At 68.9% G+C, this 25986-nt stretch carries 27 protein-coding genes; 7 read left to right on the top strand and 20 right to left on the bottom strand.

Features of this window, described 5'->3' with window-relative positions; translation table 11 throughout:
- Positions 1-26: 26 nt before the first annotated feature.
- On the bottom strand, positions 27-1523 hold the full coding sequence (locus ACFHYQ_RS21110) for an aldehyde dehydrogenase family protein (protein ID WP_394302856.1): 1497 nt from the start codon (positions 1521-1523) through the stop codon (positions 27-29).
- 266 nt (positions 1524-1789) lie between these two features.
- On the opposite strand from ACFHYQ_RS21110, the gene ACFHYQ_RS21105 reads away from it, so the two are divergent.
- The gene (locus tag ACFHYQ_RS21105; protein WP_394302855.1) at positions 1790-2605 is read left to right on the top strand and encodes a class I SAM-dependent methyltransferase; all 816 of its coding nucleotides are present in this window, start codon (positions 1790-1792) and stop codon (positions 2603-2605) included.
- A gap of 44 nt (positions 2606-2649) precedes the next feature.
- Here ACFHYQ_RS21105 and ACFHYQ_RS21100 read toward each other — a convergent pair whose 3' ends face one another.
- From ACFHYQ_RS21100 to ACFHYQ_RS21090, 3 genes are all read right to left on the bottom strand, one after another.
- Positions 2650-3441 carry a phosphoribosyltransferase gene (locus tag ACFHYQ_RS21100; protein ID WP_394302854.1) on the bottom strand — a complete coding sequence of 264 codons (792 nt, stop codon included), beginning with the start codon at positions 3439-3441 and terminating at the stop codon, positions 2650-2652.
- Complete coding sequence (locus ACFHYQ_RS21095; protein WP_394302853.1) at positions 3438-4349, bottom strand: DNA-processing protein DprA; 912 nt, start codon at positions 4347-4349, stop codon at positions 3438-3440. Before ACFHYQ_RS21095 ends, ACFHYQ_RS21100 begins: the two co-directional genes overlap by 4 nt.
- Before the next feature lie 136 nt (positions 4350-4485).
- Positions 4486-5043: a GNAT family N-acetyltransferase gene (locus tag ACFHYQ_RS21090; protein WP_394302852.1), complete on the bottom strand. Its 558-nt coding sequence runs from the start codon at positions 5041-5043 to the stop codon at positions 4486-4488.
- 106 nt (positions 5044-5149) lie between these two features.
- Between ACFHYQ_RS21090 and nagA the strand changes: the two genes are divergently transcribed.
- Positions 5150-6316, top strand: a complete 1167-nt coding sequence (gene nagA / locus ACFHYQ_RS21085) for an N-acetylglucosamine-6-phosphate deacetylase (RefSeq protein WP_394302851.1) — start codon at positions 5150-5152, stop codon at positions 6314-6316.
- A 242-nt stretch (positions 6317-6558) separates the two neighbouring features.
- Here the strand turns inward: nagA and ACFHYQ_RS21080 are convergent, their stop codons facing one another.
- The gene (locus ACFHYQ_RS21080; RefSeq protein ID WP_394302850.1) at positions 6559-7491 is read right to left on the bottom strand and encodes a hypothetical protein; all 933 of its coding nucleotides are present in this window, start codon (positions 7489-7491) and stop codon (positions 6559-6561) included.
- 174 nt (positions 7492-7665) lie between these two features.
- Here ACFHYQ_RS21080 and ACFHYQ_RS21075 point away from each other — a divergent pair, with 174 nt between their 5' ends.
- Both ACFHYQ_RS21075 and ACFHYQ_RS21070 read left to right on the top strand, forming a co-directional pair.
- On the top strand, positions 7666-8241 hold the full coding sequence (locus ACFHYQ_RS21075) for a papain-like cysteine protease family protein (RefSeq protein WP_394302849.1): 576 nt from the start codon (positions 7666-7668) through the stop codon (positions 8239-8241).
- A 10-nt stretch (positions 8242-8251) separates the two neighbouring features.
- A complete protein-coding gene (locus ACFHYQ_RS21070; RefSeq protein WP_394302848.1) occupies positions 8252-9097 on the top strand; it encodes a hypothetical protein in 846 nt (281 codons plus the stop codon).
- Between the two features lie 163 nt (positions 9098-9260).
- Here the strand turns inward: ACFHYQ_RS21070 and ACFHYQ_RS21065 are convergent, their stop codons facing one another.
- Positions 9261-10379, bottom strand: coding sequence for a GuaB3 family IMP dehydrogenase-related protein (locus tag ACFHYQ_RS21065; protein ID WP_394302847.1), 1119 nt, complete (start codon positions 10377-10379; stop codon positions 9261-9263).
- A 39-nt stretch (positions 10380-10418) separates the two neighbouring features.
- Positions 10419-11906: an IMP dehydrogenase gene (guaB, locus tag ACFHYQ_RS21060; protein ID WP_394302846.1), complete on the bottom strand. Its 1488-nt coding sequence runs from the start codon at positions 11904-11906 to the stop codon at positions 10419-10421.
- 437 nt (positions 11907-12343) lie between these two features.
- Between guaB and ACFHYQ_RS21055 the strand changes: the two genes are divergently transcribed.
- Positions 12344-12721 carry a DUF5319 domain-containing protein gene (locus ACFHYQ_RS21055; protein ID WP_394302845.1) on the top strand — a complete coding sequence of 126 codons (378 nt, stop codon included), beginning with the start codon at positions 12344-12346 and terminating at the stop codon, positions 12719-12721.
- On the opposite strand, the gene ACFHYQ_RS21050 is transcribed toward ACFHYQ_RS21055, so the two are convergent.
- From ACFHYQ_RS21050 to groES, 4 genes are all read right to left on the bottom strand, one after another.
- Positions 12682-12897, bottom strand: a complete 216-nt coding sequence (locus ACFHYQ_RS21050; protein ID WP_394302844.1) for a hypothetical protein — start codon at positions 12895-12897, stop codon at positions 12682-12684. The two genes, ACFHYQ_RS21055 and ACFHYQ_RS21050, sit on opposite strands and share 40 nt — an antisense overlap.
- On the bottom strand, positions 12894-13520 hold the full coding sequence (locus tag ACFHYQ_RS21045) for a sigma-70 family RNA polymerase sigma factor (RefSeq protein ID WP_394303024.1): 627 nt from the start codon (positions 13518-13520) through the stop codon (positions 12894-12896). The genes ACFHYQ_RS21050 and ACFHYQ_RS21045 overlap by 4 nt, the downstream gene beginning before the upstream one ends.
- A 249-nt stretch (positions 13521-13769) precedes the next feature.
- The gene (groL, locus tag ACFHYQ_RS21040) at positions 13770-15395 is read right to left on the bottom strand and encodes a chaperonin GroEL (RefSeq protein WP_394302843.1); all 1626 of its coding nucleotides are present in this window, start codon (positions 15393-15395) and stop codon (positions 13770-13772) included.
- A 65-nt stretch (positions 15396-15460) separates the two neighbouring features.
- The gene (gene groES, locus ACFHYQ_RS21035; RefSeq protein ID WP_446746305.1) at positions 15461-15772 is read right to left on the bottom strand and encodes a co-chaperone GroES; all 312 of its coding nucleotides are present in this window, start codon (positions 15770-15772) and stop codon (positions 15461-15463) included.
- Positions 15773-15953: 181 nt separating this feature from the next.
- On the opposite strand from groES, the gene ACFHYQ_RS21030 reads away from it, so the two are divergent.
- Positions 15954-17225: a class I SAM-dependent methyltransferase gene (locus ACFHYQ_RS21030; protein WP_394302842.1), complete on the top strand. Its 1272-nt coding sequence runs from the start codon at positions 15954-15956 to the stop codon at positions 17223-17225.
- On the opposite strand, the gene ACFHYQ_RS21025 is transcribed toward ACFHYQ_RS21030, so the two are convergent.
- Positions 17212-18345 carry an FAD-dependent oxidoreductase gene (locus ACFHYQ_RS21025; RefSeq protein WP_394302841.1) on the bottom strand — a complete coding sequence of 378 codons (1134 nt, stop codon included), beginning with the start codon at positions 18343-18345 and terminating at the stop codon, positions 17212-17214. The genes ACFHYQ_RS21030 and ACFHYQ_RS21025 overlap by 14 nt on opposite strands.
- A gap of 136 nt (positions 18346-18481) precedes the next feature.
- Here ACFHYQ_RS21025 and ACFHYQ_RS21020 point away from each other — a divergent pair, with 136 nt between their 5' ends.
- Positions 18482-19099, top strand: a complete 618-nt coding sequence (locus tag ACFHYQ_RS21020; protein WP_394302840.1) for a TetR/AcrR family transcriptional regulator — start codon at positions 18482-18484, stop codon at positions 19097-19099.
- Positions 19100-19157: 58 nt separating this feature from the next.
- On the opposite strand, the gene tsaD is transcribed toward ACFHYQ_RS21020, so the two are convergent.
- The 8 genes from tsaD to alr all read right to left on the bottom strand — a co-directional run bounded on the left by tsaD (position 19158) and on the right by alr (position 25981).
- Positions 19158-20195, bottom strand: a complete 1038-nt coding sequence (tsaD, locus tag ACFHYQ_RS21015; protein WP_394302839.1) for a tRNA (adenosine(37)-N6)-threonylcarbamoyltransferase complex transferase subunit TsaD — start codon at positions 20193-20195, stop codon at positions 19158-19160.
- Positions 20182-20637, bottom strand: coding sequence for a ribosomal protein S18-alanine N-acetyltransferase (gene rimI, locus ACFHYQ_RS21010; RefSeq protein WP_394303022.1), 456 nt, complete (start codon positions 20635-20637; stop codon positions 20182-20184). Before rimI ends, tsaD begins: the two co-directional genes overlap by 14 nt.
- A 73-nt stretch (positions 20638-20710) precedes the next feature.
- Positions 20711-21463, bottom strand: coding sequence for a tRNA (adenosine(37)-N6)-threonylcarbamoyltransferase complex dimerization subunit type 1 TsaB (gene tsaB, locus ACFHYQ_RS21005; protein WP_394302838.1), 753 nt, complete (start codon positions 21461-21463; stop codon positions 20711-20713).
- A 194-nt stretch (positions 21464-21657) separates the two neighbouring features.
- Positions 21658-22224, bottom strand: coding sequence for a class F sortase (locus ACFHYQ_RS21000; protein WP_394302837.1), 567 nt, complete (start codon positions 22222-22224; stop codon positions 21658-21660).
- 2 nt (positions 22225-22226) lie between these two features.
- Positions 22227-22952, bottom strand: a complete 726-nt coding sequence (locus ACFHYQ_RS20995; protein WP_394302836.1) for a hypothetical protein — start codon at positions 22950-22952, stop codon at positions 22227-22229.
- Between the two features lie 267 nt (positions 22953-23219).
- On the bottom strand, positions 23220-23732 hold the full coding sequence (gene tsaE / locus ACFHYQ_RS20990) for a tRNA (adenosine(37)-N6)-threonylcarbamoyltransferase complex ATPase subunit type 1 TsaE (protein WP_394302835.1): 513 nt from the start codon (positions 23730-23732) through the stop codon (positions 23220-23222).
- Positions 23729-24781 (bottom strand): alpha/beta fold hydrolase, encoded by a 1053-nt coding sequence (locus tag ACFHYQ_RS20985; RefSeq protein ID WP_394302834.1) that lies wholly within the window; start codon positions 24779-24781, stop codon positions 23729-23731. The genes tsaE and ACFHYQ_RS20985 overlap by 4 nt, the downstream gene beginning before the upstream one ends.
- Positions 24782-24805: 24 nt before the next feature.
- Positions 24806-25981 (bottom strand): alanine racemase, encoded by a 1176-nt coding sequence (gene alr, locus ACFHYQ_RS20980; RefSeq protein ID WP_394302833.1) that lies wholly within the window; start codon positions 25979-25981, stop codon positions 24806-24808.
- Between the last annotated feature and the right edge of the window lie 5 nt (positions 25982-25986).

The raw sequence follows: 25986 nt of genomic DNA, 5'->3' as shown, positions 1-25986 counted from the left end.
CTTTCGTCCAGTTCGGGTCGAGGTCGTCAGTGCGGGTCGAGGTTGATGAAGACACCCTTGACCTCGGTGTAAACATCCAGCGCGTACGCGCCCATCTCGCGGCCGAAGCCGCTGCTCTTGAAGCCGCCCCACGGCGCCGCCGGGTCGGGCGTGTGCAGCATGTTGACGAACACCGCCCCGGCCCGGACATCGGCGGCCATCCGGTGCGCCGTCGTCAGGTCGTCGGTCCAGATCGACGCGGCCAGGCCGTACGGGCTGTCGTTCACCCGCCCGGCGAGCTCGTCCGGATCGTCATAGGTCAGCACCGACATCACGGGTCCGAAGATCTCCTCACGGGCGATGCTCATCCCGTCATCGACGCCGCTGAACACCGTGGGCCGGTAGAAGTACCCGTCCGCGAGCGGGCCCTCCGCGCGCCCACCCCCGGTCACGAGCTCGGCCCCCGCGGTCACCCCTTCGCGCACGTACCGGTCGACCTGCCGCAGGTGCTCCTCGCTGACCAGCGGACCTGCCTCCGTCTCGGGCGCGATGCCCGGGCCCAGCACGATGCGCCCCGCCATCTCGGCGGCCCTTTCGACGAACTCGTCGGCGCGGCGGGCGTCCACATAGAAGCGGGAATAGGCCGCGCACACCTGGCCGCTGTTGAACATCGCGCCCTGGACGCAGCCGGCCACGGCCCGCTCGATGTCGGCGTCGGCCGCCACAATCACCGGAGTCTTGCCGCCGAGCTCGAGCGTGACCCGGGCCAGGTTGTCCGCCGAGGCACGCAGGATGCCGCGCCCAACCTCGGTCGAGCCGGTGAACGACACCTTGTCCACGCCGGGGTGGGAGACCAGCGCCGCGCCGACGTCGGGGCCGCCGGTGACCAGGTTGACGACTCCGGAGGGGACGCCGGCCTGTTCGCACAGCTCCATCAGCTTCAGCGCGGTCAGCGGGGTCTGCTCGGCCGGCTTGATCACCACCGTGTTGCCGCAGGCGAGCGCCGGGGCGAGCTTCCAGGCGAGGATCATCAGCGGGAAGTTCCACGGGGTGATCAATGCGCAGACGCCGACGGGCTCACGCCGCGTGTAGTTCATGACGTTCGGCAGCGACACCGGGATCGTCGCGCCCTCGATCTTGGTGGTCCAGCCGGCGAAGTAGCGGAAGTGCTCGGCCGTGCCGCCGACCGAGATCTGCCGCGCGACGCCGAACGGCTGGCCCTGGTCGTGGGTCTCCAGGCGGGCCAGTTCGTCGGCGTTGGCCTCGATCAGGTCGGCCAGCCGCCACAGCAGCCGCCCGCGCGCCGCCGGGGACATGCCCGCCCATGCGGGGTCGTGCAGCGCCGACCGCGCCGCGGCGACCGCGTCGTCGACGTCGGCCCGGGTCGCTTCGGCGACCGAGCCGATCTCCTCGCCGGTCGCCGGATCCACCGTGGCGAACACCCTGTCATCCGATGCCGGACGCCATGCCCCGCCGATGAAGAGCCGGCCCGGGGTGAGCAATCGCGGTGTCCGTGCGGATCCTGCCGAGGTGTCGAGCGTCATCTCCATGAGGGGACCTGTTCTCGGGTTGGGGGACGGAGAGTGTCGTCTACGATTTCGTATATGAGACGGATGGTACGGCATCGCCGTACCGGATACCACCGTTCGTTCGCGCAACGGGTCCGGCCTCAACCACTGTGACCAAGAAAATCACTCCCTTCACGATGGCCGTCCCGCGACAATGAAGCGCATAAAAAAACAGGCCGGAGGAGGTCGAGGAGACCGAGCTTCGCCGGCCGCACAGCGCCCACGGAGGACCTCAGCGCGTCATGGACCTACCTCACCCGCTATCTCAACTGACCGGTGCGGGCGCGGACGATGAGCGCCTGCGACTTCGCCGTACGTTCACTGAGGACGCCGTCCGCTACGACCGGGCGCGCCCCGGCTATCCGGCCGAGATGTTCACGGAGTTCGCGCCCGGCAGCCGGGTGCTGGAGATCGGCTGCGGCACCGGACAGGCCACAGTCCCGCTGGCACAGTGTGACTGTGAGGTGGTCGCGGTCGAACTGGGCGCCGAGATGGCCGACCTCGCCCGCGGCAAGCTCGCTGGTTTCCCCCGTGTAGAGGTCGTCACCGCGGCGTTCGAGGACTGGCCGCTGCCGCCCGAGCCGTTCGACATCGTGCTCGCCGCCACCAGCTTCCACTGGATCGACCCCGCCGTACGCGTCACCAAGTCGGCGGACGCGCTCCGCGTGGGCGGCACGCTGGCCGTCATCTCCACCCACCACATCGCCGGCGGCAGCAGTGAGTTCTTCGCGGACGTCCAGCGCTGCTATGAGCGATACGACCCGTACACGCCTCCGTGGCTACGAATGAAGACGGCCGCCGAGATCTCGTCCGAAAGCACCGAGATCGACGCCTCCGGCAGGTTCGGCCCGGTACGGCTCCGCCGTTACGAGTGGGAGTGCGCCTACACCACTCAGGAATACCTCGACGTGCTCGGCACCTACTCGGGTCACCGCGCCCTGCCCGACGGCGCCCGGAACGGCCTGCTCGACTGCATCGCCACCCTGATCGACAGCTCCTACGGCGGCCAGATCGTCAAACGCTACCTCACCGAACTACGGACGGCCGAGAAGGTTTGAGCTATCCGAAGAGGAGATCCACAGCTGTCAACCGGGGTGGATGTCTAAGGACAGGGACCACCCGTGACCGGGCAGATTTCAATGTTGTACTCAGCGCCCTGAAGGATCTGGTGCAGGTGCTTCTCAACGGTTGAGCGCTGCGAATCCAGTCGGATCCGCCGCGCGATAGCGACGACAGTCACCTCGGCCGCGCCTGCCCGGAGGACTGACGCCGCCGCGGACTGCGCGTGGCCGCCCTGAACCCAGGTGTCTTCCAGGATGACAACGTGCTGACCTCTGACTTCCTGCGGAGCTGGTAGGAGGAAATGGTCGGGGTTGATTGTGCGGCGCCGATCCTCAGGAACTCCCGGAACAGCCTGTAGGTCAACACGCTTCCAATGGAGTGGCAGAGCTTCGCTCACCAATGCAAGTGGATGGCGACCTGGGCGTCCTCGTAACGAAGGAACCGTCACCAGTCGGGTCACCGGCATGCCTGTAACGTGATCGATGCATTCCGCGTGGTTCAGGGCGAAGCCGAGGACCAGCAGCAGTACGCGTTGGAAAGACGCATTCCTACTTCGCTGTAGGTCTGGCATCGGGTCCTTGTAGCGGTGCATGTCGCTGTTGGACTGTTCCCCGTAAACCGCGTAGGTGAGAGGCACGACTCGCTGAGCCACCGGCACCCGAGCGTTGAGGAGATCCTGGTGACAGCGGTAACAACGGCTGTACTGCCTTTCGACCGGCACCGCGCAGACTTCGCAGGTCACATTCGGCTCGCGGGTGGGATTGCGCATAATTGCACCCAGACGGGCGCGAATGATCACTCGCAGGTCCGCGTCCGGCTGCGGCACGCTCAACCGCCGAGGGCCGAAATGAGCAGTTGCTCGATCTGATTGGGCCGGTCGACCACCTCGTCGACAAGAGCGATAGCCTCCTCGACGTTGTCCACCACATGCACATCGGGGAGACGGGCAGCCGTACGTGCCCATTGGGTGCGTTCGATCACCGATCGCAGGAGGATAACCGGGCGGCCATGTTCGACTGCCTTCCGGGCCTGGATTCGGGTGCCGCTACGTTCTGTGGCCTCAACGATCACGGTGGCAAGGGCGTATCCGGACATCGTCCCGTTACGCTGCGGGAAAGTTTGCTTGTCCGGCTCCTTGTCGGGCCAGAACTGAGAAATCACCGCGCCGTAATCCGCGACCTCTCGATGTAGATCTCGATTCTCCTGCGGAAAACAGCGCCGGATGCCGGTGCCGATCACGGCGACTGTTCGTCCCCCGGCCCGGATCGCGGCCCGATGCGCGGCCGCATCGACGCCGGCTGCCAAGCCGGAGACGACAGTCAGCCCTCGCTCGACCAGGCCCCTTGCCAGTTCTCCGGCCACCCGCCGCCCAGGGTCTGAGACTGCCCTTGACCCGACCACCGCGACACCTTGATCATCGGGAATGATCTCTCCCCGGCCGAACAGCAATGGCGGCCGATCGAAGACATCCCGGAGGCGGTACGGATACCACTCATCACCCATGGTGAGAACGTGGATGCCTTCCTGTTCCCATGAAGCGAGCTCACGCATCGCCTCGCGTACAGCGTCTTCCATCGGATCGGTGAACAGGTCGGCCGGACCCAGCCTTTCCCGGAGCAGGTCGAGTACAGAGCCCCTCTCAGTGATCCGCTGGACGAGGTCACGCCGGCCTTGCTCTGTCGGGGTATGGCGAAGCAGCGCCACAAGCGCCGCGCGTTCCACGTCACCCCAGAGAGCCATGACGTCAAGGTTAATACCCTTGCCTTGGTGCATCCCAGGCATCTCACGAGGTCGCCGCGGCGCGGACGATGAAGTGCCAGACGCGCTGTTCATCATCGATCGCCGCTGACGGCTGCCACAGCAGGGACGCGGGAAGTCACGGCCGGCTGCCGACGGGAGCGGGGCTGAGGTTCTTGTGGTAGATGCGGAGGTCACAGGAGGTGGCGAGAAGCGGGACGAGGTCCGGGTTGGTCTCCTCGAGGGAGCCGATGCGCACGATCCGGTAGCCGATCCGGGTGTACCAGCCGTTCAGGTACTCCTTGAACGGATGCCGCCAATCCCGGGGGACCAGCACCTCGAGTTGCATGGTCGCCAGCCCGCGTTCACGGCTCAGCCGTTCGACGAACTCGATCAGCTGCCGGCCGATGCCGGCTCCGCGATGCTCGGGCTCCATGGCGAGCATGCCGAACTCGCCCACTCCGCCCTCGAGCCGCTGCACGCGGACGCTGCCGACGATCCGGCCGTCCATCCGGGCCACCACGATCTCCCCGGCACGGACGAGCTCCGACATCTCTTCGACCGTCGTACGGGCGGCGCCGTCCACCCACAGGCCCTCTTCCGCGACCGCGTACACCCGGTTGACCATATCGGTCAGCTCGGCCAGGGCATCGGCGCCAACAGTGACGGGCAGCAACTGGACCTCTGTCGGCGACATCGACTCTCCATACCGCGAGATATTTTGCGATCACCCTCAATCTATCCATGCCATGCGAGCCCACCCAGTACGGCGGATGCCGAGCGGAAGCGGAAAGATGGGGCGCATGAGCATGACTCTCTCGGATCTGCGCGTAGTGACCCCGAACGAGGTACACGACGGCTGGCTCACCATCGAGGACGGGCGGATCACGCACATCGGGCGGGGGCCGGGTCCTCGGAACGGCAACGGGCACAGCCTGGGCGGACGGGTGATCGTGCCCGGGTTCGTCGACATCCACACCCACGGCGGGGCGGGCGGGTCCTATCCCGACGGGGATCCGGAGTCCGCGGCCGCCGTCGCGGCCTTCCACCTCGGGCACGGCTCGACGACCTCGATCGCCAGCCTGGTCACGGCCTCGCCGGAGGCGCTGGCCCGGGCGGCCTCCGCCCTGGCCGACCTGTGCGAGCAGGGAGTCCTCGCCGGCATCCACTTCGAGGGTCCGTACATCGCGAAGTCCCGGTGCGGCGCGCACGACCCCGCGAAGCTGCGCGAGCCGGACCGGGCGGAGTTCCGGGCGCTGCTCAAGGCCGGCCGGGGCCACGTTCGCATGCTCACAATCGCCCCCGAGCTGCCCGATGCCCTTGACCTCATCAGGGACGCCGCCGCCGAGGGGGTGATCGCCGCCATCGGCCACTGCGACGCAGGCTACGAGCAGACGATCGCCGGCATCGACGCGGGGGCCACGGTCGCGACCCACCTCTACAACGCGATGCCGCAGCTCGGCCACCGCGCTCCCGGCCCGATCGCCGCCCTCCTCGAGGACGAGCGGATCACGGTCGAGCTCATCAACGACGGCGTACACGTCCACCCGGCCATGCTGCGGCTCGCCGCGCACCAGGCGGGCCCGGGCCGTACGGCGCTCATCACCGACGCGATGGGCGCCGCGGGCATGGGCGACGGGCGCTACCGGCTCGGCCCGATGACGGTCGATGTCGCGGACGGCGTGGCGCGACTGGCCGGGGGCGATCCGGGGGGCGGTTCGATCGCGGGGAGCACGCTGACCATGGACATGGCGTTCCGGCGGACCGTTCGGGAAATGGGCGCCTCACTCGTCGACGCCGCGCTGATGGCGTCGCTCACGCCCGCCCGCGTCCTCGGCCTGGACCACCGGGTCGGCTCGATCTCGGTCGGCAAGGACGCCGATCTCGTGCTGCTCGGCGACGATCTCCAGGTCGACGGCGTCATGAAGCGCGGCACCTGGATCACCGAGCCACAACCCCCCTCCCCGTGATCTTGCAGTTTCTCGCACACCACCCCCTTGACCTGCGCAAATCAACTTTTTAATCTTGCAGTTTCTTGCAGGCGAGCCACCTGACCTGTGCTTATGCCGTTCGTGATCTTGCAGTCGCGAGTGCAAGATCACGAACAGTGTTTTCGCTGTTCAAAGGACAGGTCTGCGAGAAACTGCAAGATCACGAACGGCATAAGCACAGGTCATGGCTCGATGTGCGAGTATTCGCAAGATCACGGGGATTAGCTGGGCCAGTCCCAGCGGATGCCTACCAGGCCGGGCCGGATGGACTCGGCCATCAGGTGGACCGCGTGGTGCGCGTTGAGTGTCAGCTCTCTGCGGTCGTTCTCGCCTGCCGCCGGCCCTCGCCGGGTGTATCCGTGGATGCGGACGGGGAGGGCGACCGGGTCGAAGCACACGCGGAGCGTGTACTGACCGGCTGGAAAGCGGAAGCCGCGTTCGTACTCCGTGCCCGCCATGCCGCTGGGGTCGATCAGGTCATACCGGACGACCTGGGTGTCGCCGGTCCGCAGCTCCCGGTCGAACAGCAGCTCAGCCGCCACCAGGCCGGACGGCCCATGGCGGCGGATCCGACCGAGCCGGCAGTCCTCCAGCGCCCGGATGCGGACCCGATCCACGTCGCAGCCCGTGTCGCCCCGGTAGATCGTGATGTGGCGGTCGGCCGCGTCCTCGTGCGCGCGCAGCACCTGGAGCGTCTCGCGCCGGATGATGCTCCGGTCGGCCCCGATCCGCACCGTCTCGTACATGGCGGCGATGTGCAGTCGCCGGTCGTCGGCCGTCCAGTCCAGCTCCCGCAACAGGGCGGACAGATCGGGAGCCGCGTCCAGGATCGTGGCATAGCCCACCGCGCCCGGCGGCAGCCCCGTGCCGCGCCCCCGGGGCCGGGGCGGGCCGAGCAGGTCCGTCAGGGAACGGGGAGGCAGGGTGAGGATCTCCTCCAGCGCACGTACGGCACGCAGCGATTCGGCGCGTTCCGGACGGCGCAGCCCCTGTTGCCAGTAGCTCAGGCTCGTCGTGCCCACCCGCAGGCCGCGTTCCCGCAGGCGGTGCCGCAGTCGGTCCAGCGTCAGGCCGCGCGACTCCACTGCGGCACGGAACGCGACGTGGAAGGGTCCGTCCCGGAGCGCGGCCTGCAATTCCCGCTCACTCGACATGTGTGAATATTCACAGACTCTTGCTCTGGTGTCACGGTTGTCGGCCCACGTCATGCCGGGCTTCACATACCCGTTCACAGACCACCCACGGCGAGCTGTAACGCCGCTTGTACGGCACGCCGCCGAGCCGGACCATCGTGCCGAACACACCCCCCTCCCCCCAAGGAGTGCGACATGCCTTCCCCAGTCGGCAGGCTCCTGCGGACGACCGGCGCGCTCGCGCTGGCGGCCGGGACCTGGATGGCGGCGACCGGCACCGCCCACGCCTACACCTGGCAACGCCTCAATATCACGATGCAGGCCCAGCAGTACTCCAACTGGTGCTGGGCGGCCGCCGGCAACACGGTCGCCGCCTACTACGGCTACTCCTACAGCCAGAACCAGTTCTGCAACCTGGCCTTCAACCGGACGATCAACAGCGGCTGCCCGAACAACCAGGCCACCCTCGCCAACGACCAGAACGCCTTCTACAAGATCGGCATCTCGCCGGGTAACTACATCAACAGCTACCTGAACTACAGCACCATCATCAGGAACATCGACGCCCGCCACCCGGTCATGGCCCGCATCCAGTGGACCTCCGGCGGCGGCCACATGCAGACGATCTACGGCTACGACAAGAGCACGTCGTGGGTCTACTGGGGCGATCCGTGGCCGTCCAGCTCCCGCTACAACTGGGCGACCTACAACTACTACGTCAGCAACTCGAACTTCTTCTGGACCCATTCCCTCCACAACATCGGTGCATGAGGAGGCCCGCATGAAGCGCATCGTCGCAGTCGCCGCCCTGGCGGGCTCCGTCGTGCTCGCCCCGGCCGTCGCCGCCCACGCGGCATCGGATGATCCCGACCCCGCCCCTGCCGTGCAAGCGGAGGATCGGGCGGCCGCGCAGGTCACACAGCCCGGGCCCTCCGACATGGCGGCGGCCCGTTCGGCGGCCAACAGCGTGGAAGTCCGGCAGACCCTCGGCCGGTTCTTCGCCAACAAGGGCGCACCCCCCGCGCAGGGCGTCCAGCCCCCGGCGGTGGCGGCCCGGGTCGGCGAGCAGATGGTGGTGGTCAACTACCTCAATCCGGCGTTCGTCGCCGGCAGTTCGAGTGAGGTCGCCCAGTTCGCGTTCCTGGCCACCCCGGCCACCTCGGCCGACGGACAGACCGCCTCGATCTGGACGACCCGCTCACGTACCGGCCGCTGGGAGGTGAGCAACATCGCCAGCGGCGATGACGAGCAGCGCTACGCCTCACAGCCGGGCAAGATCTTCCGCGAACCGCAGATCAACGCCTGGTACGCACTCAGGGGTGGCCGGATCGTCCCGCTCAACGACGAGGCGCGCGGTTCCGTCGGTGACCAGGGCATGCCGCTGGCGGACTACCAGCGCCTGGTGGCCGGCCGATACGCGGACAAGCTGCCTGGCTCGGCCTACGCGAACGACGGCGCCGCGGGCGGCTACGGCCCGGGGCCGGTGATCTCGGCGGAGGCGGATCCCGGCGACGTCCCACCGCTGTGGGGCCTGACGATGGCGCTGCTGCTCGGCGGGGGCACCGTCACCTGGACCATCGCCCGGCGCGGCGGACGGAAAAACCGGCCCCGGAAAGACCTGACCTGACGCCGCAAGACCTGGCCTGACCCGGCCGGCGGTCGCGCCCGGCCCAAAACGACGGACGCGACGTGTAACACAACGGGCGGGCACCTGGTCCACGAGACCGGCGCCCGCCCACGCGTTTCAGCGCGTCACCCCAGAGTCGGATCAGCTCAGGGCTGGATCGGCCTCAGGGTTGGATCGGCGCGACGACGACCTCGACGCGCTGGAACTCCTTGAGGTCCGAGTAGCCGGCGGTGGCCATCGTGCGCTTGAGGGCGCCCATCAGGTTCATGGAACCGTCGGCCACGACGGACGGGCCGTGCAGGATCTGCTCCAGCGTGCCAATCGTGCCGAACTCGACCCGCCTGCCGCGCGGCAGCTCGGGGTGGTGCGCCTCCGAACCCCAGTGGAACCCGCGACCGGGGGCGTCGGACGCCCTGGCGAGCGGCGACCCCACCATGACGGCGTCCGCGCCGCAGGCGACGGCCTTGGCGATGTCACCCGACCCGCCCATGCTGCCGTCCGCGATCACGTGGACGTATCGACCGCCCGACTCGTCCAGGTAGTCGCGGCGGGCCGCCGCGACGTCGGAGATCGCCGTGGCCATCGGCACCGCCACACCCAGCACGTTACGGGTGGTGTGCGAGGCGCCGCCGCCGAACCCGACGAGCACGCCCGCCGCGCCGGTCCGCATGAGGTGCAGCGCGGCCGTGTACGTCGCGCAGCCGCCGACGATGACCGGGACGTCGAGCTCGTAGATGAACTGCTTCAGGTTCAGCGGCTCGGCCCGGCCGGACACGTGCTCGGCGGAGACCGTGGTGCCGCGGATCACGAAGATGTCCACGCCGGCGTCGATCACGGCCTTGTGGTGCTGAACGGTCCGCTGCGGCGACAGCCGTACCGCCGCCGTGACGCCCCCGGCGCGGATCTCCTCGATCCGCCGTCCGATCAGGTCGTCCCGGATCGGCGCGGTGTAGATCTCCTGCAGCCGCCGGGTCGCGGCCGCCTCATCGAGGGTGGCGACCTCCTCCAGCAGCGGTGCGGGGTCGTCGTAGCGCGTCCACAGCCCCTCCAGGTCCAGCACGGCCAGGCCGCCCAGCCGGCCGATCTCGATGGCCGTGGCCGGGGAGACCACGCTGTCCATCGGGCTCGCCACCAGCGGCAGGCCGAAACGGTAGGCATCGATCTGCCAGGAGATCGAGACCTCCTCGGGATCGCGGGTACGCCGGGATGGCACGATGCCGATCTCGTCCAGTGCGTACGCCCGCCGCCCGCTCTTGCCGCGCCCGATCTCCACCTGACTCATCGCCGCCTGTTCTCTTCTTCCTGACCGTTGAACGTGGTGTCAGCGCCGGTGGTAGTTCGGCGCCTCGACCGTCATCTGGATGTCATGCGGGTGGCTCTCGTTGAGGCCCGCCGCCGTGATGGGCATGAGCTGCGCCTTCTCGTGCAGCTCGGAGACCGTCCGGCAGCCGGCGTACCACATGCCCTGGCACAGCCCGCCGACGAGTTGGTGGGCCACCGCCGCGACTGGGCCGCGATAGGGCACCTGACCCTCGATGCCCTCGGGGATGTACTTGTCCTCCCCGGACACCTCGGCCTGGGCGTAGCGGTCCTTACTGAAGGACTCCCCGCCGCGCTCGCGGTTCCGTACGGCGCCGAGCGAGCCCATGCCCCGGTAGGACTTGAACTGCTTGCCGTTGATGAAGATCAGGTCGCCGGGCGACTCCTCGCAGCCGGCGAGCAGCGAGCCCAGCATGACCGTGTCGGCGCCGGCGGCCAGCGCCTTGGCGATGTCCCCCGAATACTGCAGGCCGCCGTCGCCGATGACCGGCACGCCCGCCGACGCGCAGGCCCGGGCCGCCTCGTAGATCGCGGTGAGCTGGGGGGCTCCCACGCCCGCGACGACGCGGGTGGTGCAGATGGAGCCGGGGCCCACGCCCACCTTGACCGCGTCCGCGCCCGCGTCCACCAGGGCCTGGGCCCCGGCCCGGGTGGCCACGTTGCCCGCGACCACGTCCACCCGCCCGTTGGCGTTGGCCTTCACCTTGGCGACCATGTCGCACAGGCCCTGGGAGTGCCCGTGGGCGACGTCCACCACGATGACGTCGGCCCCGGCCTCGATGAGGGCCGCCGCGCGCTGCTCGGCGTCGCCCGCGACGCCGATGGCCGCGCCGACCATGAGCCGCCCGTTGGCGTCCTTGGTGGCGAGGGGATACTGCTCGCTCTTGATGAAGTCCTTGACCGTGATGAGGCCCCGCAGCCGCCCGGCCTCGTCGACCAGTGGGAGCTTCTCCACCTTGTTCTGCCGGAGCAGCAGGAATGCCTCGTCACGGGAAACCCCGACGAGGGCCGTCACCAGCGGCATGGCGGTCATGACCTCGTGGACCGGCCTGCCGTGGTCGGTCTCGAACCGCATGTCCCGGTTCGTCACGATCCCTACCAACATGCCGTCGGCGCCGGTGACCGGTACACCGGAGATCCGGTACGTGGCGCACAGCCGCTCGACATCGGCCAGCGTGTCATCCGGAGAGCAGGTCACCGGGTTGGTCACCATCCCCGCCTCCGAGCGCTTGACCAGGTCGACCTGCTGGGCCTGGTCCTCGATCGAGAGGTTGCGGTGCAGGATCCCGATGCCGCCCTGACGGGCCATCGCGACGGCCATCCGGGCCTCGGTCACCGTGTCCATGGCCGCGGACACCAGTGGGATGCGCAGCGTGATGCTCCGCGACAGACGAGTCGTGGTGTCGGCCTCACCCGGCTGAAGATCCGAATAGGCGGGAACGAGGAGCACGTCGTCGAACGTGAGCCCCGGTTCGGTGAACTTGGCCATCTCCAACCCTCCTGCGCCGACCCCTCCTGCGCCAACCCGTCCCGCCTTGGCGGGGGGGTTGTTCCGCAGCACCGACGTCAGTCTATGGGTCGCACGCAAACCAAAAGTGGGGGGATCACGAATGATCCCCCCACCTTCACGGGCATCGCACCGGCCGCAGCCATCGAACCCCCCTCCGCGCCCGAGTGACGCGGCCACCGTGCTAACGCAAAGTCAATGATGCGTCACGGAACGTCAATGCGCAATGCCTGCGCGGAAATCCGCTGAACGTGTGCGGCGGCCGCAGTCAGCGGCACGACGACGGCGAGGGCGAACGACAGGCCCCGAAGATCAGATAGATGCCGGCCCAGAAACGGCGGCTGCTCGGCCGCTCCGACTCCTGTCGGCCGGGGCTCACTTTCCACCGCCGGGTCGGTCGTAGCCATAGGGTGGGATGCGTGCTGGAAGACGTCCCCCGCGATCCTTTCGCGGATGACCCCAACGACCCCGCAGGGGAGCTCGGAGCGCCGGACGACCCCGAGCCGCTGACCCATGCCGAGCGCGACGAGGCGCTGACCGACCTGGCCGACGTGGAGGTCTTCCGCTCCCTGCTGGAGCCTCAGGGCGTGCTCGGCCTGGTTCTCGACTGTCCGGAGTGCGGCGACCAGCATTACTTCGACTGGGACCTGCTCCGCGGCAACCTACGGCAGATGATCGACAACGGCCGACCGCAGGTGCACGAACCGGCCTATCGCCCAGACCCGGCCAACTACGTCAGCTGGGAGTACGCCAGGGGCTACGTGGACGGCGTGATCGACACGGAGGAGAGCCGGTAGTCGGCCGCCCCGCCCGCCTCGTCGACGTCGGCGACGAGCGCTTTGAGAAGCCGGACGGCGGGATCACTGAGCAGCCGGACGGCCGGGTCGGCGTCCGACTCCACGATCTCGCGACGTGCGAGCGCATCGAGGACGGTGTCGGTGAGCGCTGTGTCGTCCTCCACGTGGGCGGTCAAGCAATCGACTCCAGCTCGGCGATCTGCCGCAATCTGGCGAGAGCGCGATGCTGGGCAACCCGGACGGCACCTGGTGACATGCCCAGTACATTACCGGTCTCCTCGGCCGAGAGCCCCGATACCACCCGCAGGATCAGGAGCTCCCGCTGGTTTTCGGGAAGCCGCGAGAGCAGGGCCCGCGCACGTTGCGCCTCGATGTAACGCACCACGGTCTCCTCGGGCCCAGGCCTCTCGTCCGGCCCGTCCGGCAGGTCCTGCGTCGGCACCGCCGAGCGCACCGAACTGCGCAGCGCGTCCGCGACCTTGTGCGAGGCGATCCCGAACACGAACGACGCGAACGGGCGCCCCATGTCGCGGTAACGGGGCAGCGCCGACAGCACGGCGATGCACACCTCCTGGGCCACATCGTCCGCGATGTGATAATGACCCGAGACCCTGCCGAGCCTGGCTCTGCAGTAACGAACCACCATCGGGCGCAGATGTCCCAGCAAAGACTCGATCGCGGCGCGATCTCCCCGTACGGCGAGGCTCGTCAGTTCCCTGAGGTCGGACTCATCCGATCTCGTCGCAAGCCTTACCCCAGTTGCGGCGTCGGCGACGCGTCCCTCGGTCACGTTAGGCATGATGCCCGCCACGATCGTTCATGTCGTCATGGTTGACGGCTACGGATTGGTCACATTGACGCGCCGATAACGATAAGTAATCGAGCGATCACTAAACATTGGAACATTCCAACAACCTGTCCCTATTGCCGCTTATTCGGCCGGTGGTGGCCGGAAAAAAGTACGGCTCCCGCCTCGGGAGGCGGGAGCCGTACGCGGCTCGCGTCACCGGACCGCGGTCCGGTGATCAGCGCATCATGGGCTGAGGGCTCAGTGGCCGTGACCGTGGCCGTGACCGTGACCACCGGCGGCGGCGGGGGCCTCCTCCTCGGGCTTGTCCACCACGAGCGCCTCGGTCGTCAGCAGCATGCCGGCGATGGACGCGGCGTTCTGCACGGCCGACCGGGTCACCTTGACGGGGTCGATGACGCCCTGGGCCACCAGGTCGCCGTACTCACCCGTCGCGGCGTTGAGGCCCTCCCCGGCGTCGAGCGCGGAGATCTTGGAGACGACGACGTACCCCTCCATGCCGGCGTTCTCCGCGATCCAGCGGGCGGGCTCGACCAGCGCCTTGCGCACGATGCCGACACCAGTGGCCTCGTCGCCCGACAGGCCCAGGTCGTCCAGCTCCTTGGACACGTGCACCAGCGCGGAGCCGCCGCCGGAGACGATGCCCTCCTCGATGGCGGCACGGGTCGCGGAGATCGCGTCCTCGAGACGGTGCTTCTTCTCCTTGAGCTCCACCTCGGTGGCGGCGCCGACCCGCAGCACGCAGACGCCGCCGGCGAGCTTCGCCAGCCGCTCCTGCAGCTTCTCGCGGTCCCAGTCGGAGTCCGACTGCTCGATCGCCAGCTTGATCTCGCGGACCCGGTCCTCGATCGCCTGCGCGTCACCGGCGCCGTCGACGAGCGTGGTGTTGTCCTTGTTGATCACGATGCGACGGGCGGTGCCGAGCACCTCGAGGCCGACGTGCTCCAGCTTGAGGCCGACCTCCTCGCTGACGACCTGGCCGCCGGTGAGGATCGCGATGTCCTGCAGCATGGCCTTGCGCCGGTCGCCGAAACCGGGCGCCTTGACGGCGACGGAGGTGAAGGTGCCGCGGATCTTGTTGGTCACCAGGACGGCCAGGGCCTCGCCCTCGACGTCCTCGGCGATGACCAGCAGCTGCCGCTTGGTCTGGGCGACCTTCTCCAGCAGCGGCAGGAAGTCCGCGATCGAGGAGATCTTGCCCTGGTGGATCAGGACGTACGGCTCCTCGAGCACGGCCTCCATGCGCTCGGGGTCGGTCACCATGTAGTGCGACAGGTAGCCCTTGTCGAACTGGAGGCCCTCGGTGAACTCCAGCTCCAGGCCCATCGCGTTGGACTCCTCGACGGTGATGACACCGTCCTTGCCCACCTTGTCGAACGCCTCGGCGATCAGCTCACCGATCTTGGCGTCCTGAGCGGAGATCGTCGCGACATTGGCGATCTCCTTCTTGTCCTCGACGTGGCGGGCACTGTCGAGCAGCCGCTCGCTGACGGTCTTGGCCGCGACGTCGATGCCGCGCTTGAGCGCCAGCGGCGCGGCGCCGGCCGCGACGTTGCGCAGGCCCTCGCGGACCATCGCCTGGGCCAGCACGGTCGCCGTCGTCGTGCCGTCGCCGGCGATGTCGTTGGTCTTGGTCGCGACTTCCTTGGCGAGCTGCGCGCCGAGGTTCTCGTACGGCTTTTCGAGCTCGACCTCACGGGCGATCGTCACACCGTCGTTGGTGATGGTGGGCGCGCCGAACTTCTTGTCGATGACGACGTTGCGGCCGCGCGGGCCGAGGGTCACCTTGACCGCGTCGGCGAGGGCGTTCACGCCACGCTCGAGAGCGCGCCGCGCGTCCTCTTCGAACTCCAGGATCTTGGGCATTCACGTCTCCTTCTGAGCAGTGAGCCCCGGGCACGTGTCCCGGGGCTCCGCATGCCGTACGCGGCTTACTTCTCGATGATGGCGAGCACGTCGCGAGCGGAGAGCACCAGGTACTCCTCGCCGCCGTACTTGACCTCGGTGCCGCCATACTTGCTGTAGAGGACGACGTCGCCCTCCTTGACGTCGAGCGGGATCCGCTTCTTGCCGTCCTCGTCCCAGTTGCCCGGGCCCACCGCGAGGACCTTGCCCTCCTGCGGCTTCTCCTTGGCGGTGTCCGGGATGACCAGGCCGGAGGCGGTGGTCTGCTCGGCCTCAAGCGGCTGGACCACGATGCGGTCGCCGAGCGGCTTAACGGGAACCTTGGTGGCGGTCGTCACGATCGGACCTCCCCTTCAGATTGCGATGAATGAGCTGAAGAGGCGACCAGCGGCCTGCCGTCGCGGGTGTCAGACCAGTCTCGTCGCAGTTGGCACTCTCTACGGGTGAGTGCCAACACGAAACAGTATGCAAGTGCGCCCGGACAGTCAACACGAACCCGCCTCGCAGGTCAGATGGGGCATGACCGGAAGCCTCCGATCAGCGGTAGCGTCGGTGGGCGTGGACCTCGACGCGTTTCGCCAACTACTCGCGCCCGAAGGACGCCGGGCCCTGGCCGAGGCCGTGGATCTCGTGGCCGCCGGCGCCGAGCCGGTCGCCGCGGTCACGGCGCTGCGCAGGACATACTCCCCCGCGCTGACCTCGGCCTCGCTCACCCAGGCGACGCTGCGCCGCCGGGCCGAGGCCAAGTTCGGCGCGGACGCGGCCGCCATGTACTTCACCCCGCACGGCCTCGAACAGGCCACCCGCGCCGAGGTCGCCGCACACCGCGCCCGCCGGATCGCGGCACTCGGCTCGAAGTCGGCCACGGCGGCGGGAACGGGGCCGAGGGTGCTCGACGTGTGCTGTGGGATCGGCGGCGACCTCGTCGCGCTCGCCCGCGCCGGCTGCCCGGTGGACGCGGTGGATCTCGACCCGCTCACCGCCGAGGTCGCCCGCGCCAACGCCTCCGCGCTGGGCCTGTCCTCACCGGACCTGCCCGCCCCGGTCCGGGTCCGTACGGCGGACGCCGCGCAGTGCGATCCCCGCGGATATGACCTGATGTTCGCCGATCCGGCCAGGCGGAGCGTCAGGGGCCGCGTATTCGACCCGATGGCCTACTCCCCCGCCTGGCCGACGGTGCTCGAACTGGTCGCCCGGGCGCCTGTCGCCTGCGTGAAGGTCGCCCCGGGCATCCCGTACGAGTTCATCCCGGACGGCGCGGAGGCCGAATGGGTCTCCTACAAGGGCGAGGTGAAGGAAGCGGCCATCTGGACCGGGACCGCCTGGACCGGGACGGGCACGGAGGGCCGCCGGGCGACGCTGCTGCCCTCCGGCGCGACACTGACGTCCACCGGCGCCGAGGTGGCCGCCGGGCCGGTGGGCCGGTACCTCTACGAGCCCGACGGAGCCGCGATCCGGGCGCACCTGGTGGCGGAGGTCGCCGAGATCGTCAAAGGACACCTGCTCGACCCGCGGATCGCCTACATCACCGGTGACCGTGCCGTCGCAACCGAATGGGCGGCATGCTACGAGATCACCGACGTCATGCCTTTCTCGCTCAAGCGGCTGCGCGTGGCGCTCCGGGAGCGGGACATCGGAAACGTCACCATCAAGAAACGCGGATCGGCGGTCGATATCGAACGACTGCGTAAAGACCTCCGGCTTTCCGGGGCAAATTCGACAGTGATCACACTGACTCGAATCGGAGATCGGCCGTACGCCCTGCTATGTCACCCGGTCAAACCCGACTGAACGGTCCGAGGTCGGGCAGGGCCAGCAGGGAGTCGGCGCCGTGTTCGAGAAGCCGGGAAATTTCAGCTGAGCGCGCAAGCATCGTTTTCTCGTAGCCGTGCACGGCGTCATCGACGGTGGCGGAGCGAACGAGTGCGAGCGCGAGTTCGGCAGCGTCGAGCATGGCGAGGTTGACGCCGACGCCCAACGGCGGCATGAGGTGCGCGGCGTCTCCGAGAAGCGTCACACTGGGCGAGTGCTCCCAGGTGTGCGACACCGGCAGGGCGAAGAGCGGGCGATCGACGTAGGCGCCGTCGTTGTCAGTGATCAACCGGAGCATCCGGGGTGACCAGGACGCGTACTCGCCGAGGAGATGTGCGCGGATGCCCTCGGTGTCCTCGGGGCGTAGCCCGTTGACCGCGATCCAGTCCACGGGGACGCGCCGCATGATGTAGACGCGCATGTGGCCGCCGCTGTTCCGCTGCGCGAAGAGGCCGCGCTCCCCGTCGGCCGCGTGGGCGCTGCCTTTCCCGACCAACTCGGACAGCTCGGGGTGCGCGTTCTCCATGTCCTCGAACCATGCCTCGAGAAAACCGACCCCGGTGTAGTACGGCGTCGCGGGCGACACGGCAGCGCGGACACGGGAGAAGGCGCCGTCCGCACCGATCACGAGATCCGCCTCAACAGCCGTCCCGTCGGCGAACGTCAACGTTCGCGGCCCCTCGGCCGGTCCGCTCACAGATTCGAGAGTACGTCCCCACTGAACCGTCCCCGCGGCGAGTGAGCGCAGCAGGAGACCGCGAAGCTGGCCGCGGTCGATCTCGGGGCTGATCGTTTCGCCCTCGTCCGGCACATGGTGGGAAAGCATGCTCCCCACCGGGTCCATCCGGCGCATCTCCTGCCCCTCGAACCTGGCGAGCGCGAAGAACTCCTCCAGCAGGCCCGCTTCACGGAGTGCGAACTGGCCGTCTTCCTCGTGCAGGTCGAGCGAGCCTCCCTGGTTCCTGGAGTTCACCTCCGGATCGCGGTCGTACACGGTCACCGGGATGCCGTGCCGCTGCAGGATGCGGGCGCATGTGAGGCCTCCCGGGCCGGCGCCGATGATGCTGATCCGCGCGTTCGCGGGCATTGGAGAGTCCACGGTGGTTCCTTTCGTCGGTCTGGCGCCGCGATCTCCACGGGCGGCACCCCTACGGAGACCACCAAAGCAGAAGCGAGTACATAAGTGCAACCGTTACGGTTATTGCTCCACTCCAGGTTTGGGATATGGTGACGCCATGCCCGACTCTCCGACCGCTGGTCGTCGCGAGCGCAAGAAGGCCGCGACGAGGCAGGCCATCGCCGACGCCGCCCTGGATCTCTTCCTGGAGCACGGTTTCGAACGCGTGAGCGTCCGCGACATCGCCGACAGGGCCGACGTGTCGACGACGACCCTCTTCGCGCACTTCCCAAGCAAAGAGGCACTGGTCTTCGACCGCGAGGAGAAAGTTGAGGCAGAGCTGACCGCCGCCGTCCGGGAACGGCCCAAGGACCAGGGTGTGGTCGAGGCGCTCCGCGACCACGCGCTGAGCTCCTGGGTGCCGATCGTTTCGGATCCTCGTCTAGATCGGTTCAACGCGCTGGTGGACCAGACACCCGCGCTCCGCGAGTACGCGGAGCGTATGTGGATGCGGCATGCGGACGTCCTCGGCGCCGTGATCGCCGAGGAACTCGGCCGGGCGACGGACGATCTCGCATGCGCGGCACTCGCACGGTTCGTCCTGGAAATCCCGACCCTGTCCAGGGGTCGACACGATCCACGCGCGGCCGTGAAGACAGTGTTCGACCTACTGAACCGCGGTTGGCGGTCACACCATGATTCTGAGGATGTGCTTGCCGGCCCTCACCAGAGCTGACGCATCGAGGCGGATCCGCCCTGACGGAGAGGCGGGCCGCCGGCGGTGATCGGTCAGTTCACACGTGGACGGTCGTGATCGGCAGGGATGAGTCGGCCGGGATGTCCAGCGACGACGACGCCACGCCGGCCGCGACCAGGTCGGCTCCGAGCGCGGCGACCATCGCGCCGTTGTCCGTGCACAGCCCGGGCCGGGGCACCCGCAGCCGCACTCCCGCCGCGTCGCAGCGCTCCTGCGCCAGCACCCGCAGCCGCGAGTTGGCCGCCACTCCGCCACCGATCAGAAGGTCCTTGACGTCGTACCGCGCGCAGGCCTGCAGCGCCTTGCGGGTGAGCACGTCGACGACCGCCTCCTGGAACGACGCGGCCACGTCGGCCACCGACACGGGCTCTCCTGCCGCCTCACGTGCCTCCACCCACCGAGCCACCGCCGTCTTCAGCCCGGAGAAGGAGAAGTCCAGCGTGCCGTCGTCGTACTTCCCCCTGGGGAACGCGACAGCCGTACCCGAGCCCTCACGGGCGGCCCGGTCGATGTACGGGCCACCGGGGAACGGCAGGCCGAGCACGCGCGCGACCTTGTCGAACGCCTCGCCGGCCGCGTCGTCCACGGTCGAGCCCAGCGAGACCACGTCCTGTGCGACATCAGGCACCAGCAGCAGCGAGGAGTGGCCGCCGGAGACCAGCAGTGCGATCGCCGGCTTGGGCAGCGGGCCGTGTTCGAGCTGGTCGACGGCCACGTGCGCGGCGAGGTGGTTGACCCCGTAGAGCGGGACACCGAGGCCCATGGCGTACGCCTTGGCGGCGGCGACCCCGACCAGCAGAGCACCCGCCAGGCCGGGTCCGGCGGTGACCGCGACCGCGTCGACGTCGGACAGCCGCAGGCCCGCCGCGGCCAGCGCGCCCTCCACCGTCGGCGCCATCGCCTCCAGGTGGGCGCGTGAGGCCACCTCCGGGACCACGCCGCCGAACCGGGCATGCTCGTCCATGCTGGAGGCGATCGTGTTGGCCAGCAGCGTGTGACCGCGGACGATGCCCACGCCGGTCTCATCGCAGGAAGTCTCGATCCCCAAGACGATCGGCTCGTCAGTCCTGCTCATGGCGCTCCCCCGTTCGATCCAGCTCCTTCACCATCGTTATCGCGTCCATCCCGTCGTCGTAGTAGCGTCGCCGCAGCCCGAGCGGCTGGAAACCGAACCGCTCATACATCGCCTGTGCGGGGGCGTTGTCGGCGCGCACCTCGAGGAACACCGACCGCGCGCCGCGTCGTACGGCCTCCGCGAGCAGCGCGTCCATCATCGCGGCGCCGACACCGGAGCGGCGGTGCCCGGCCAGGACCGCGATCGTCTGGATGTCGGCCTGGTCGGCCGCGGCCGCGAGCCCGGCGTATCCGACGATTTCCCCACCCGCCTCCGCGACCACATAGTGCCGGGTGCGTGGCTGGTCCCGCAGCTCACCGCGCATCATCGACTCACTCCACGCGTCGGCCGGGAACGTGCCGCGCTCGATCTCCATCACCGCGGGCAGGTCCTCAATGCGCATCTGGCGCAGCACGACGGTCTGTCCGGCCGTGCCGCTCCGCCCCGAAGTGCCGTCGGTCACAGGTCCACCACGCTCACGCCGTCACGCGCTTGGGCGCTCCGGGGATCTGGGCGTCCGGCCTGCGCAGATAGATCGGCCGGGGCGGGCCGAGCACGCCCAGCTCACGCGCCTTCTCCACCGAGTCGATGCGGCCGTCCGGCATCTCGGCGAGTTCGGCGGCCTCTTCGGCTGTCAGCCCGGCGAGCCGCCCGGCCGCGAGGGCCGCCAGCGCGCCGGCCGAAGGATGCTCGGGGCCCGCGACCCGGTCGGCGCCGATCGTCTCCGCGTACATGCGGGCACCGGCCCCGACCACGGGCAGGTCCGGCGGGAGGTCGTGCGGCCGGTCGACGCGCGGCCCGTCGAGGCGGGTCACCGCGTCGCCGTACCGTGCCCAGAAGACCTCCTTGCGGCGCGCGTCGGTGGCGACCAGGAACGGCCCGTCGATCTCTCCGGTCTGCCCGGTCTGCCCGGTCTGCCCGGTCGCGTACGCGATCGCGTCGAGCGTGCACACCCCGAACGCCGGCGCCCCGATCGTCGAGGCGAGCGCCGTGGCGGTCATCAGGCCTACCCGCAATCCCGTGTACGGCCCCGGTCCGGTCCCCGCGACGATCGCGGTGACGTCCCGGAGTCTCACGCCGGAGTCCCGCAGGACCTGTTCGATCGCGGGAGCGAGAAGCTCCCCGTGGCGGCGCGCGTCGACGGTGGTCGACTCGGCCACCACATGATCGCCGTCGTGCAGGGCCGCGGTGACGGCGGGGGTCGCGGTGTCGAAGGCCAAGACAAGCACGAACGTCAAGCGTAGTCCTTCACCCGCCCCACCCCACCCCCACTCACCCCCGTGATCTTGCGAATTCTCGCGGCCGTGCCGTACGACCTGCGCCTTCACCCTCCGTGATCTTGCAGAAACTCGCACTCATATCCTCCGACCAGGCATTATCACGTTCATGATCTTGCAGTTGCCGGATCAGGAACGTGCGCGGATCAGGTGGAGCCGGCCCGGGAGGCATAGACGATGACGTTGTCCCGGTATTCATGTCGCGACCAGTCGAAGGAACCGCCACACGTGATCAGCCGCAGGCCGTCCTCCGCGTAGACACGCTCGGCCGGGAACCGCTCCTTGGGCACGCGTTCCACCGAATCGACCCGGTACGACACGGTCATGCCGTCGCTGCGCAGCACCTTCACCGCGGCGCCCGCGCTCAGATCGCGCAGGTGGAAGAACACGGCGGGCGCCGTTTTGGTGTCGACATGTCCGATGATCACCGATGCGCCGGGATCGCCGGGTACGGCACTGCCCGTGTACCAACCCGCGGCCGACGGCTTGTCGAACGGCGGCAGTTCGACATCTCCCTCTGTCGTCAGACCGAGCTTCACCAGCGGGGCCTGGAGTTTCAGCGCCGGGATGTCGATCCGCTCGGGCACGACGTACGACGCCCGTCGAGGCTGAGCCGTACCACTCTCGGTGTCATCTTGGGGACCGGCCAGCACGAACATCGCGAACCCGGTGACGATGCCCGCCACGACCACCCACCGGGTGGGAACCGCCAAGGTCAGTCCCCAGAACGTCGGCGGGGCGCGGGTCGATGGGGCGCGGAACGCCTGCGCACCACGACGACGCCGACGCCGGCGGCGGCCAGCAGCACGGCGATGGTCAGGCCCATCGGCAGGGCGGAATCGTCGGCCGGGCCGCCCGCGGCCGTGCCGCCGCCGCCCGCGTGCGGCGCCCTGGTGGGGTATTTCTTCGTCTTGGTCGGAGTCGTCTCAGGCTCAGGCTTGGGCTCGACGATGCGGAACCTGGCATCGCCGATGTCGTTGGTGGCCTCGCAGCGCACCTGCACCCGGTAGCCACCCGGCTTGGCGTTCGCCCTGATCACCGCGCTGCCGCGCACCTCCGGCACGACGGCAGCGGGGGTGGGCGAGGACGTCGCCGTGCCGGTTTTCCCCGGCCGCCGTGCCGGCGGCACCAGCGTGACAAGGCCCGTGAAGGCGTCGGACCTGGCGGTCGCCCGATATTCAGGTCCACCCCGCGGCAACGGGCACGCCGCCGTGATGAGAACGGTCGCCATGATGTCGTTGGATTTGGTCGAGCCGCCGACGATCCGTTTCGGGTCCACCGTGACGCGAATGTCCTGCCGGGAACTCCGTACGGACTCTGTCGGCGTGGGCTGCGCCGTCCCGGATTGGGAGCCGGACGCTCCGGCGTCGGCCTGGGCCGTACATCCGACCGCGGCGAGGAGGACGGCCCCCGCCGCGGCGCCCCGCATGGCCCTGCCCATCGGCCCCACCCCTCCCACGCCGGATCCCTTACCCCGAAAATCTAGGCCAATTCATGACTCAAGATCTTCGTTTTGGACCGTCCCCCTGTCCACGACTGCAAGATCACGCAAGGCGTTCACGCAGATCAACGGCACACCGTGCGAGAAACTGCAAGATCATGAAAGCTGTTCGGCCAGGTCAGATAGGGTCCGTGCGAGCAAATTCAAGATCACGGGCGGGGTTAAGGGGTTGTGAGGCTGAGGTCCGGGTGGTGGGGAGGTGGTGGATCAGGCGAGGGTCATGTCGGCCCAGCGGGGGCCGACGGGGGTGAGGCGGACGATCCGCTCCTCGTCTTCGGAACGATGGCCCTCATCTTCGAGATGATGCTCCTCGCCCTCGAATCGCTTGATGAGGATCTCCAGGCGGTCCTCGGAAAGGCCCTCGACCAGGCCCTCGCCCCATTCGACGACGGTGACGGACTCGGCCAGCGAGGCGTCGAGGTCGAGGTCGTCGATCTCCAGTGCGCCGCCGATCCGGTAGGCGTCCGCGTGCACCAGCGCGGGGCCGCCGGACAGCGACGGGTGGACCCGGGCGATCACGAAGGTCGGCGAGGTGATCGGACCGCGTACCTTCAGCCCTTCGGCGAGGCCCTGCACGAGCGTCGTCTTGCCCGCGCCGAGCGGTCCGGTGAGCACGACGAGATCACCGGGTCCGAGCAGCGTCGCGATCCGGGCACCCAGTTCCCGTGTCTCCTCCGCGTTCGCCGCCCGGAACTCCCGGGACTCCGGCCTGTCGGTCATCCGTTCCCCCGCTCTGCTCGCTTCAGCAGTTCGCGCAGCGCCTCGTTGACGAGGTCGGGCCGTTCGAGCTGCACCATGTGAGAGGTGTCCGGCACAGTGGTCAGCTGTGCGGTCGGTACGGCTGCCGCGATCGCCCGGCTGTGGTCGACCGGGGTCAGCCAGTCGCGATCACCTACGATGATCGCGGTCGGAACCTTGTTCAGCACGTCGAGCGCGGTCAGTTTGTCATGCGACATGAGGGCCGGGTAGAAGTCGGCGATCACCTCGGAGGGGGTGCCCCGGATCATCGACTCGACGAAGTCCACCAGGGTCGGGCTCACGTTCTTCGCGTCGCCGAAGGCGAAGTGGCGCAGCGCGAGGAAGGACAGGTCGGTCCCCGCCTCGCGTCCCCGGTCGACCAGCGCGCCACGGCGGCGCATGACCGAAACGGCGGACGGGATGGCGATGTGCACCATCCTCGACACCAGGGCGGGCAGGCCAAGGGTGACCTCGGCCAGCTTCCCGGCGGAGGTGGCGATGAGCGACACCCCGCGGACCTTGTCGCCGAACAGTTCGGGCCGCCGTTCGGCCAGCGCCATGATGGTCATGCCGCCCATCGAGTGGCCGACCAGCACGCACGGCCCGGGGACCAGTTCCTGAAGGACGAGGGCGAGGTCCTCGCCGAGCCGGTCGATGGTGCAGTCGTCCGCGTGCGCCCGGGCTGAGGCGCCGTGACATCGCTGGTCCCACAGCACCAGCCGATGGGTGTCGCGCAGGTCGCGTCGCTGGTAGTGCCAGGAGTCCGACGAGAGGCAGTAACCGTGGCACAGGACGACCGTGAGGGGAGCGTCCTCGACGCCGTCGACCTCGGCCTGGATCGACACGCCGTCGGACGTCGTCAGCGCCACCGGCTGTCCGCGCAACTCGCCGAAGGGCTCGCTCGCCTCCAGGTCGGGCCGTAGCCGGATCCGTCCGACGGCGTACCGCTTGGCAAGCGTGGCCACTGCCGCGCCCGCCGAAGCCGCGCCGACGACCGCTCCCGCGATCCCGACCTTACGACGTGTGCCCATACCTGCCCTCCTCGTAACCGCGACTCAGCGCCCGACCGAATCAACCCCGGCCGGATCAACCCCGGCCGAGTGAACGCGGGGCACGCGGGAACCGATCCTCGTCACGATCTCATAAGTGATCGTGCCCAGTGAATCCGCCCAGTCCTGGCATTTCGGCTCGCCGCGGTCCCCGGGCCCGAACAGGATCACCTCGTCCCCCGCATCGGCCGAGTCATCGCCGAGGTCGATGACGAACTGGTCCATGCACACCCGGCCCGCGACCCGCCGGCGCTTCCCTGCCGCTAGCACTTCGACCCGATTTGTACCAGATCGCATGATGCCGTCCGCATACCCGAGCGGAACGAGGCCAAGCGTGGTCTCACGGTCAGTAACGTACAGATGACCGTAGGAAATGCCCGAACCGGCGGGCACGCGCTTCACGTTCGCCAGCCGCGCGACGAGGGTCATGGCCGGGCGGAGCCCGAAATCGCCGCGTTCGGGAACCGGACTGAGACCGTACGTCGCGAGGCCCGGACGGACCATGTCGTACCGGGCCTGCGGGAGCGTCACGGTGGCGGCCGAGTTGGCGATGTGCCGGATCGCACCGCTGGACACCCCCAGTTCGTCCGCGACGGCGAGCGCCTCGTCGAATGCCACGAGCTGAAGCTTGTTGGCCGGGTGCTCCGGCGTGTCCGCACAGGCGAGGTGCGACCAGATGCCGACGATCTCGATCGCGCCCTCGGCCTGTACCGCGAGCGCCTGCTTGACCAGCGACGGCCAGTCGGTCGCCGACGCCCCACCCCGGGACATCCCGGTGTCCACCTTGAGGTGTACGCGCACCGGGCGGCCGGTGCGGCGCGCGGCGGCGGCGATCTCGTCGATCGCCCAGGGCGCCGCGGCCGACAGTTCGATCTCCCGCAGCGCCGCCTCGTCGAGCGGCTCTCCGGGTGTGATGAGCCACGCGAGGATCGGCGCGGTCACGCCGGCCTCGCGCAGCGTCAGCGCCTCGGAGAGAAGGGCGGTGCCGAGTCTCGAGACTCCCGCCTCCAGGCACGCAGCCGCGATCGCGGCGGCGCCGTGGCCGTAGCCGTCGGACTTGACGATCGCCATCGTCTCCGCGCCCTCGGCGTGTCCGGCCAGGACCCCGAGGTTGTGCCGTACCGCGCCCAGATCCACCCGTGCCTCGGCAGGGGTGACCAGGTGCGTTGTCGCAAAGTTCACTTTCC

It is taken from the genome of Sphaerimonospora cavernae (assembly GCF_042435035.1).
GTDB classification, from domain to species: domain Bacteria; phylum Actinomycetota; class Actinomycetes; order Streptosporangiales; family Streptosporangiaceae; genus Sphaerimonospora; species Sphaerimonospora cavernae.
This window is presented reverse-complemented; position numbering and strand designations above follow the sequence as displayed.

Coding starts and splice junctions, on each gene's coding strand:
- groL (WP_394302843.1), bottom strand. CDS start 15,395: ATGCCCAAGATCCTGGAGTTCGAAGAGGACGCGCGGCGCGCTCTCGAG.
- ACFHYQ_RS21045 (WP_394303024.1), bottom strand. CDS start 13,520: ATGCCTAACGTGACCGAGGGACGCGTCGCCGACGCCGCAACTGGGGTA.
- ACFHYQ_RS21070 (WP_394302848.1), top strand. CDS start 8,252: ATGAAGCGCATCGTCGCAGTCGCCGCCCTGGCGGGCTCCGTCGTGCTC.
- ACFHYQ_RS21095 (WP_394302853.1), bottom strand. CDS start 4,349: ATGGCTCTCTGGGGTGACGTGGAACGCGCGGCGCTTGTGGCGCTGCTT.
- guaB (WP_394302846.1), bottom strand. CDS start 11,906: ATGGCCAAGTTCACCGAACCGGGGCTCACGTTCGACGACGTGCTCCTC.
- tsaD (WP_394302839.1), bottom strand. CDS start 20,195: ATGAGCAGGACTGACGAGCCGATCGTCTTGGGGATCGAGACTTCCTGC.
- rimI (WP_394303022.1), bottom strand. CDS start 20,637: ATGCGCATTGAGGACCTGCCCGCGGTGATGGAGATCGAGCGCGGCACG.
- ACFHYQ_RS21065 (WP_394302847.1), bottom strand. CDS start 10,379: ATGAGTCAGGTGGAGATCGGGCGCGGCAAGAGCGGGCGGCGGGCGTAC.
- ACFHYQ_RS21075 (WP_394302849.1), top strand. CDS start 7,666: ATGCCTTCCCCAGTCGGCAGGCTCCTGCGGACGACCGGCGCGCTCGCG.
- ACFHYQ_RS20995 (WP_394302836.1), bottom strand. CDS start 22,952: ATGGGCAGGGCCATGCGGGGCGCCGCGGCGGGGGCCGTCCTCCTCGCC.
- nagA (WP_394302851.1), top strand. CDS start 5,150: ATGAGCATGACTCTCTCGGATCTGCGCGTAGTGACCCCGAACGAGGTA.
- tsaE (WP_394302835.1), bottom strand. CDS start 23,732: ATGACCGACAGGCCGGAGTCCCGGGAGTTCCGGGCGGCGAACGCGGAG.
- ACFHYQ_RS21105 (WP_394302855.1), top strand. CDS start 1,790: ATGGACCTACCTCACCCGCTATCTCAACTGACCGGTGCGGGCGCGGAC.
- ACFHYQ_RS21020 (WP_394302840.1), top strand. CDS start 18,482: ATGCCCGACTCTCCGACCGCTGGTCGTCGCGAGCGCAAGAAGGCCGCG.
- ACFHYQ_RS20985 (WP_394302834.1), bottom strand. CDS start 24,781: ATGGGCACACGTCGTAAGGTCGGGATCGCGGGAGCGGTCGTCGGCGCG.
- ACFHYQ_RS21090 (WP_394302852.1), bottom strand. CDS start 5,043: ATGTCGCCGACAGAGGTCCAGTTGCTGCCCGTCACTGTTGGCGCCGAT.
- ACFHYQ_RS21110 (WP_394302856.1), bottom strand. CDS start 1,523: ATGACGCTCGACACCTCGGCAGGATCCGCACGGACACCGCGATTGCTC.
- ACFHYQ_RS21030 (WP_394302842.1), top strand. CDS start 15,954: ATGACCGGAAGCCTCCGATCAGCGGTAGCGTCGGTGGGCGTGGACCTC.
- ACFHYQ_RS21080 (WP_394302850.1), bottom strand. CDS start 7,491: ATGTCGAGTGAGCGGGAATTGCAGGCCGCGCTCCGGGACGGACCCTTC.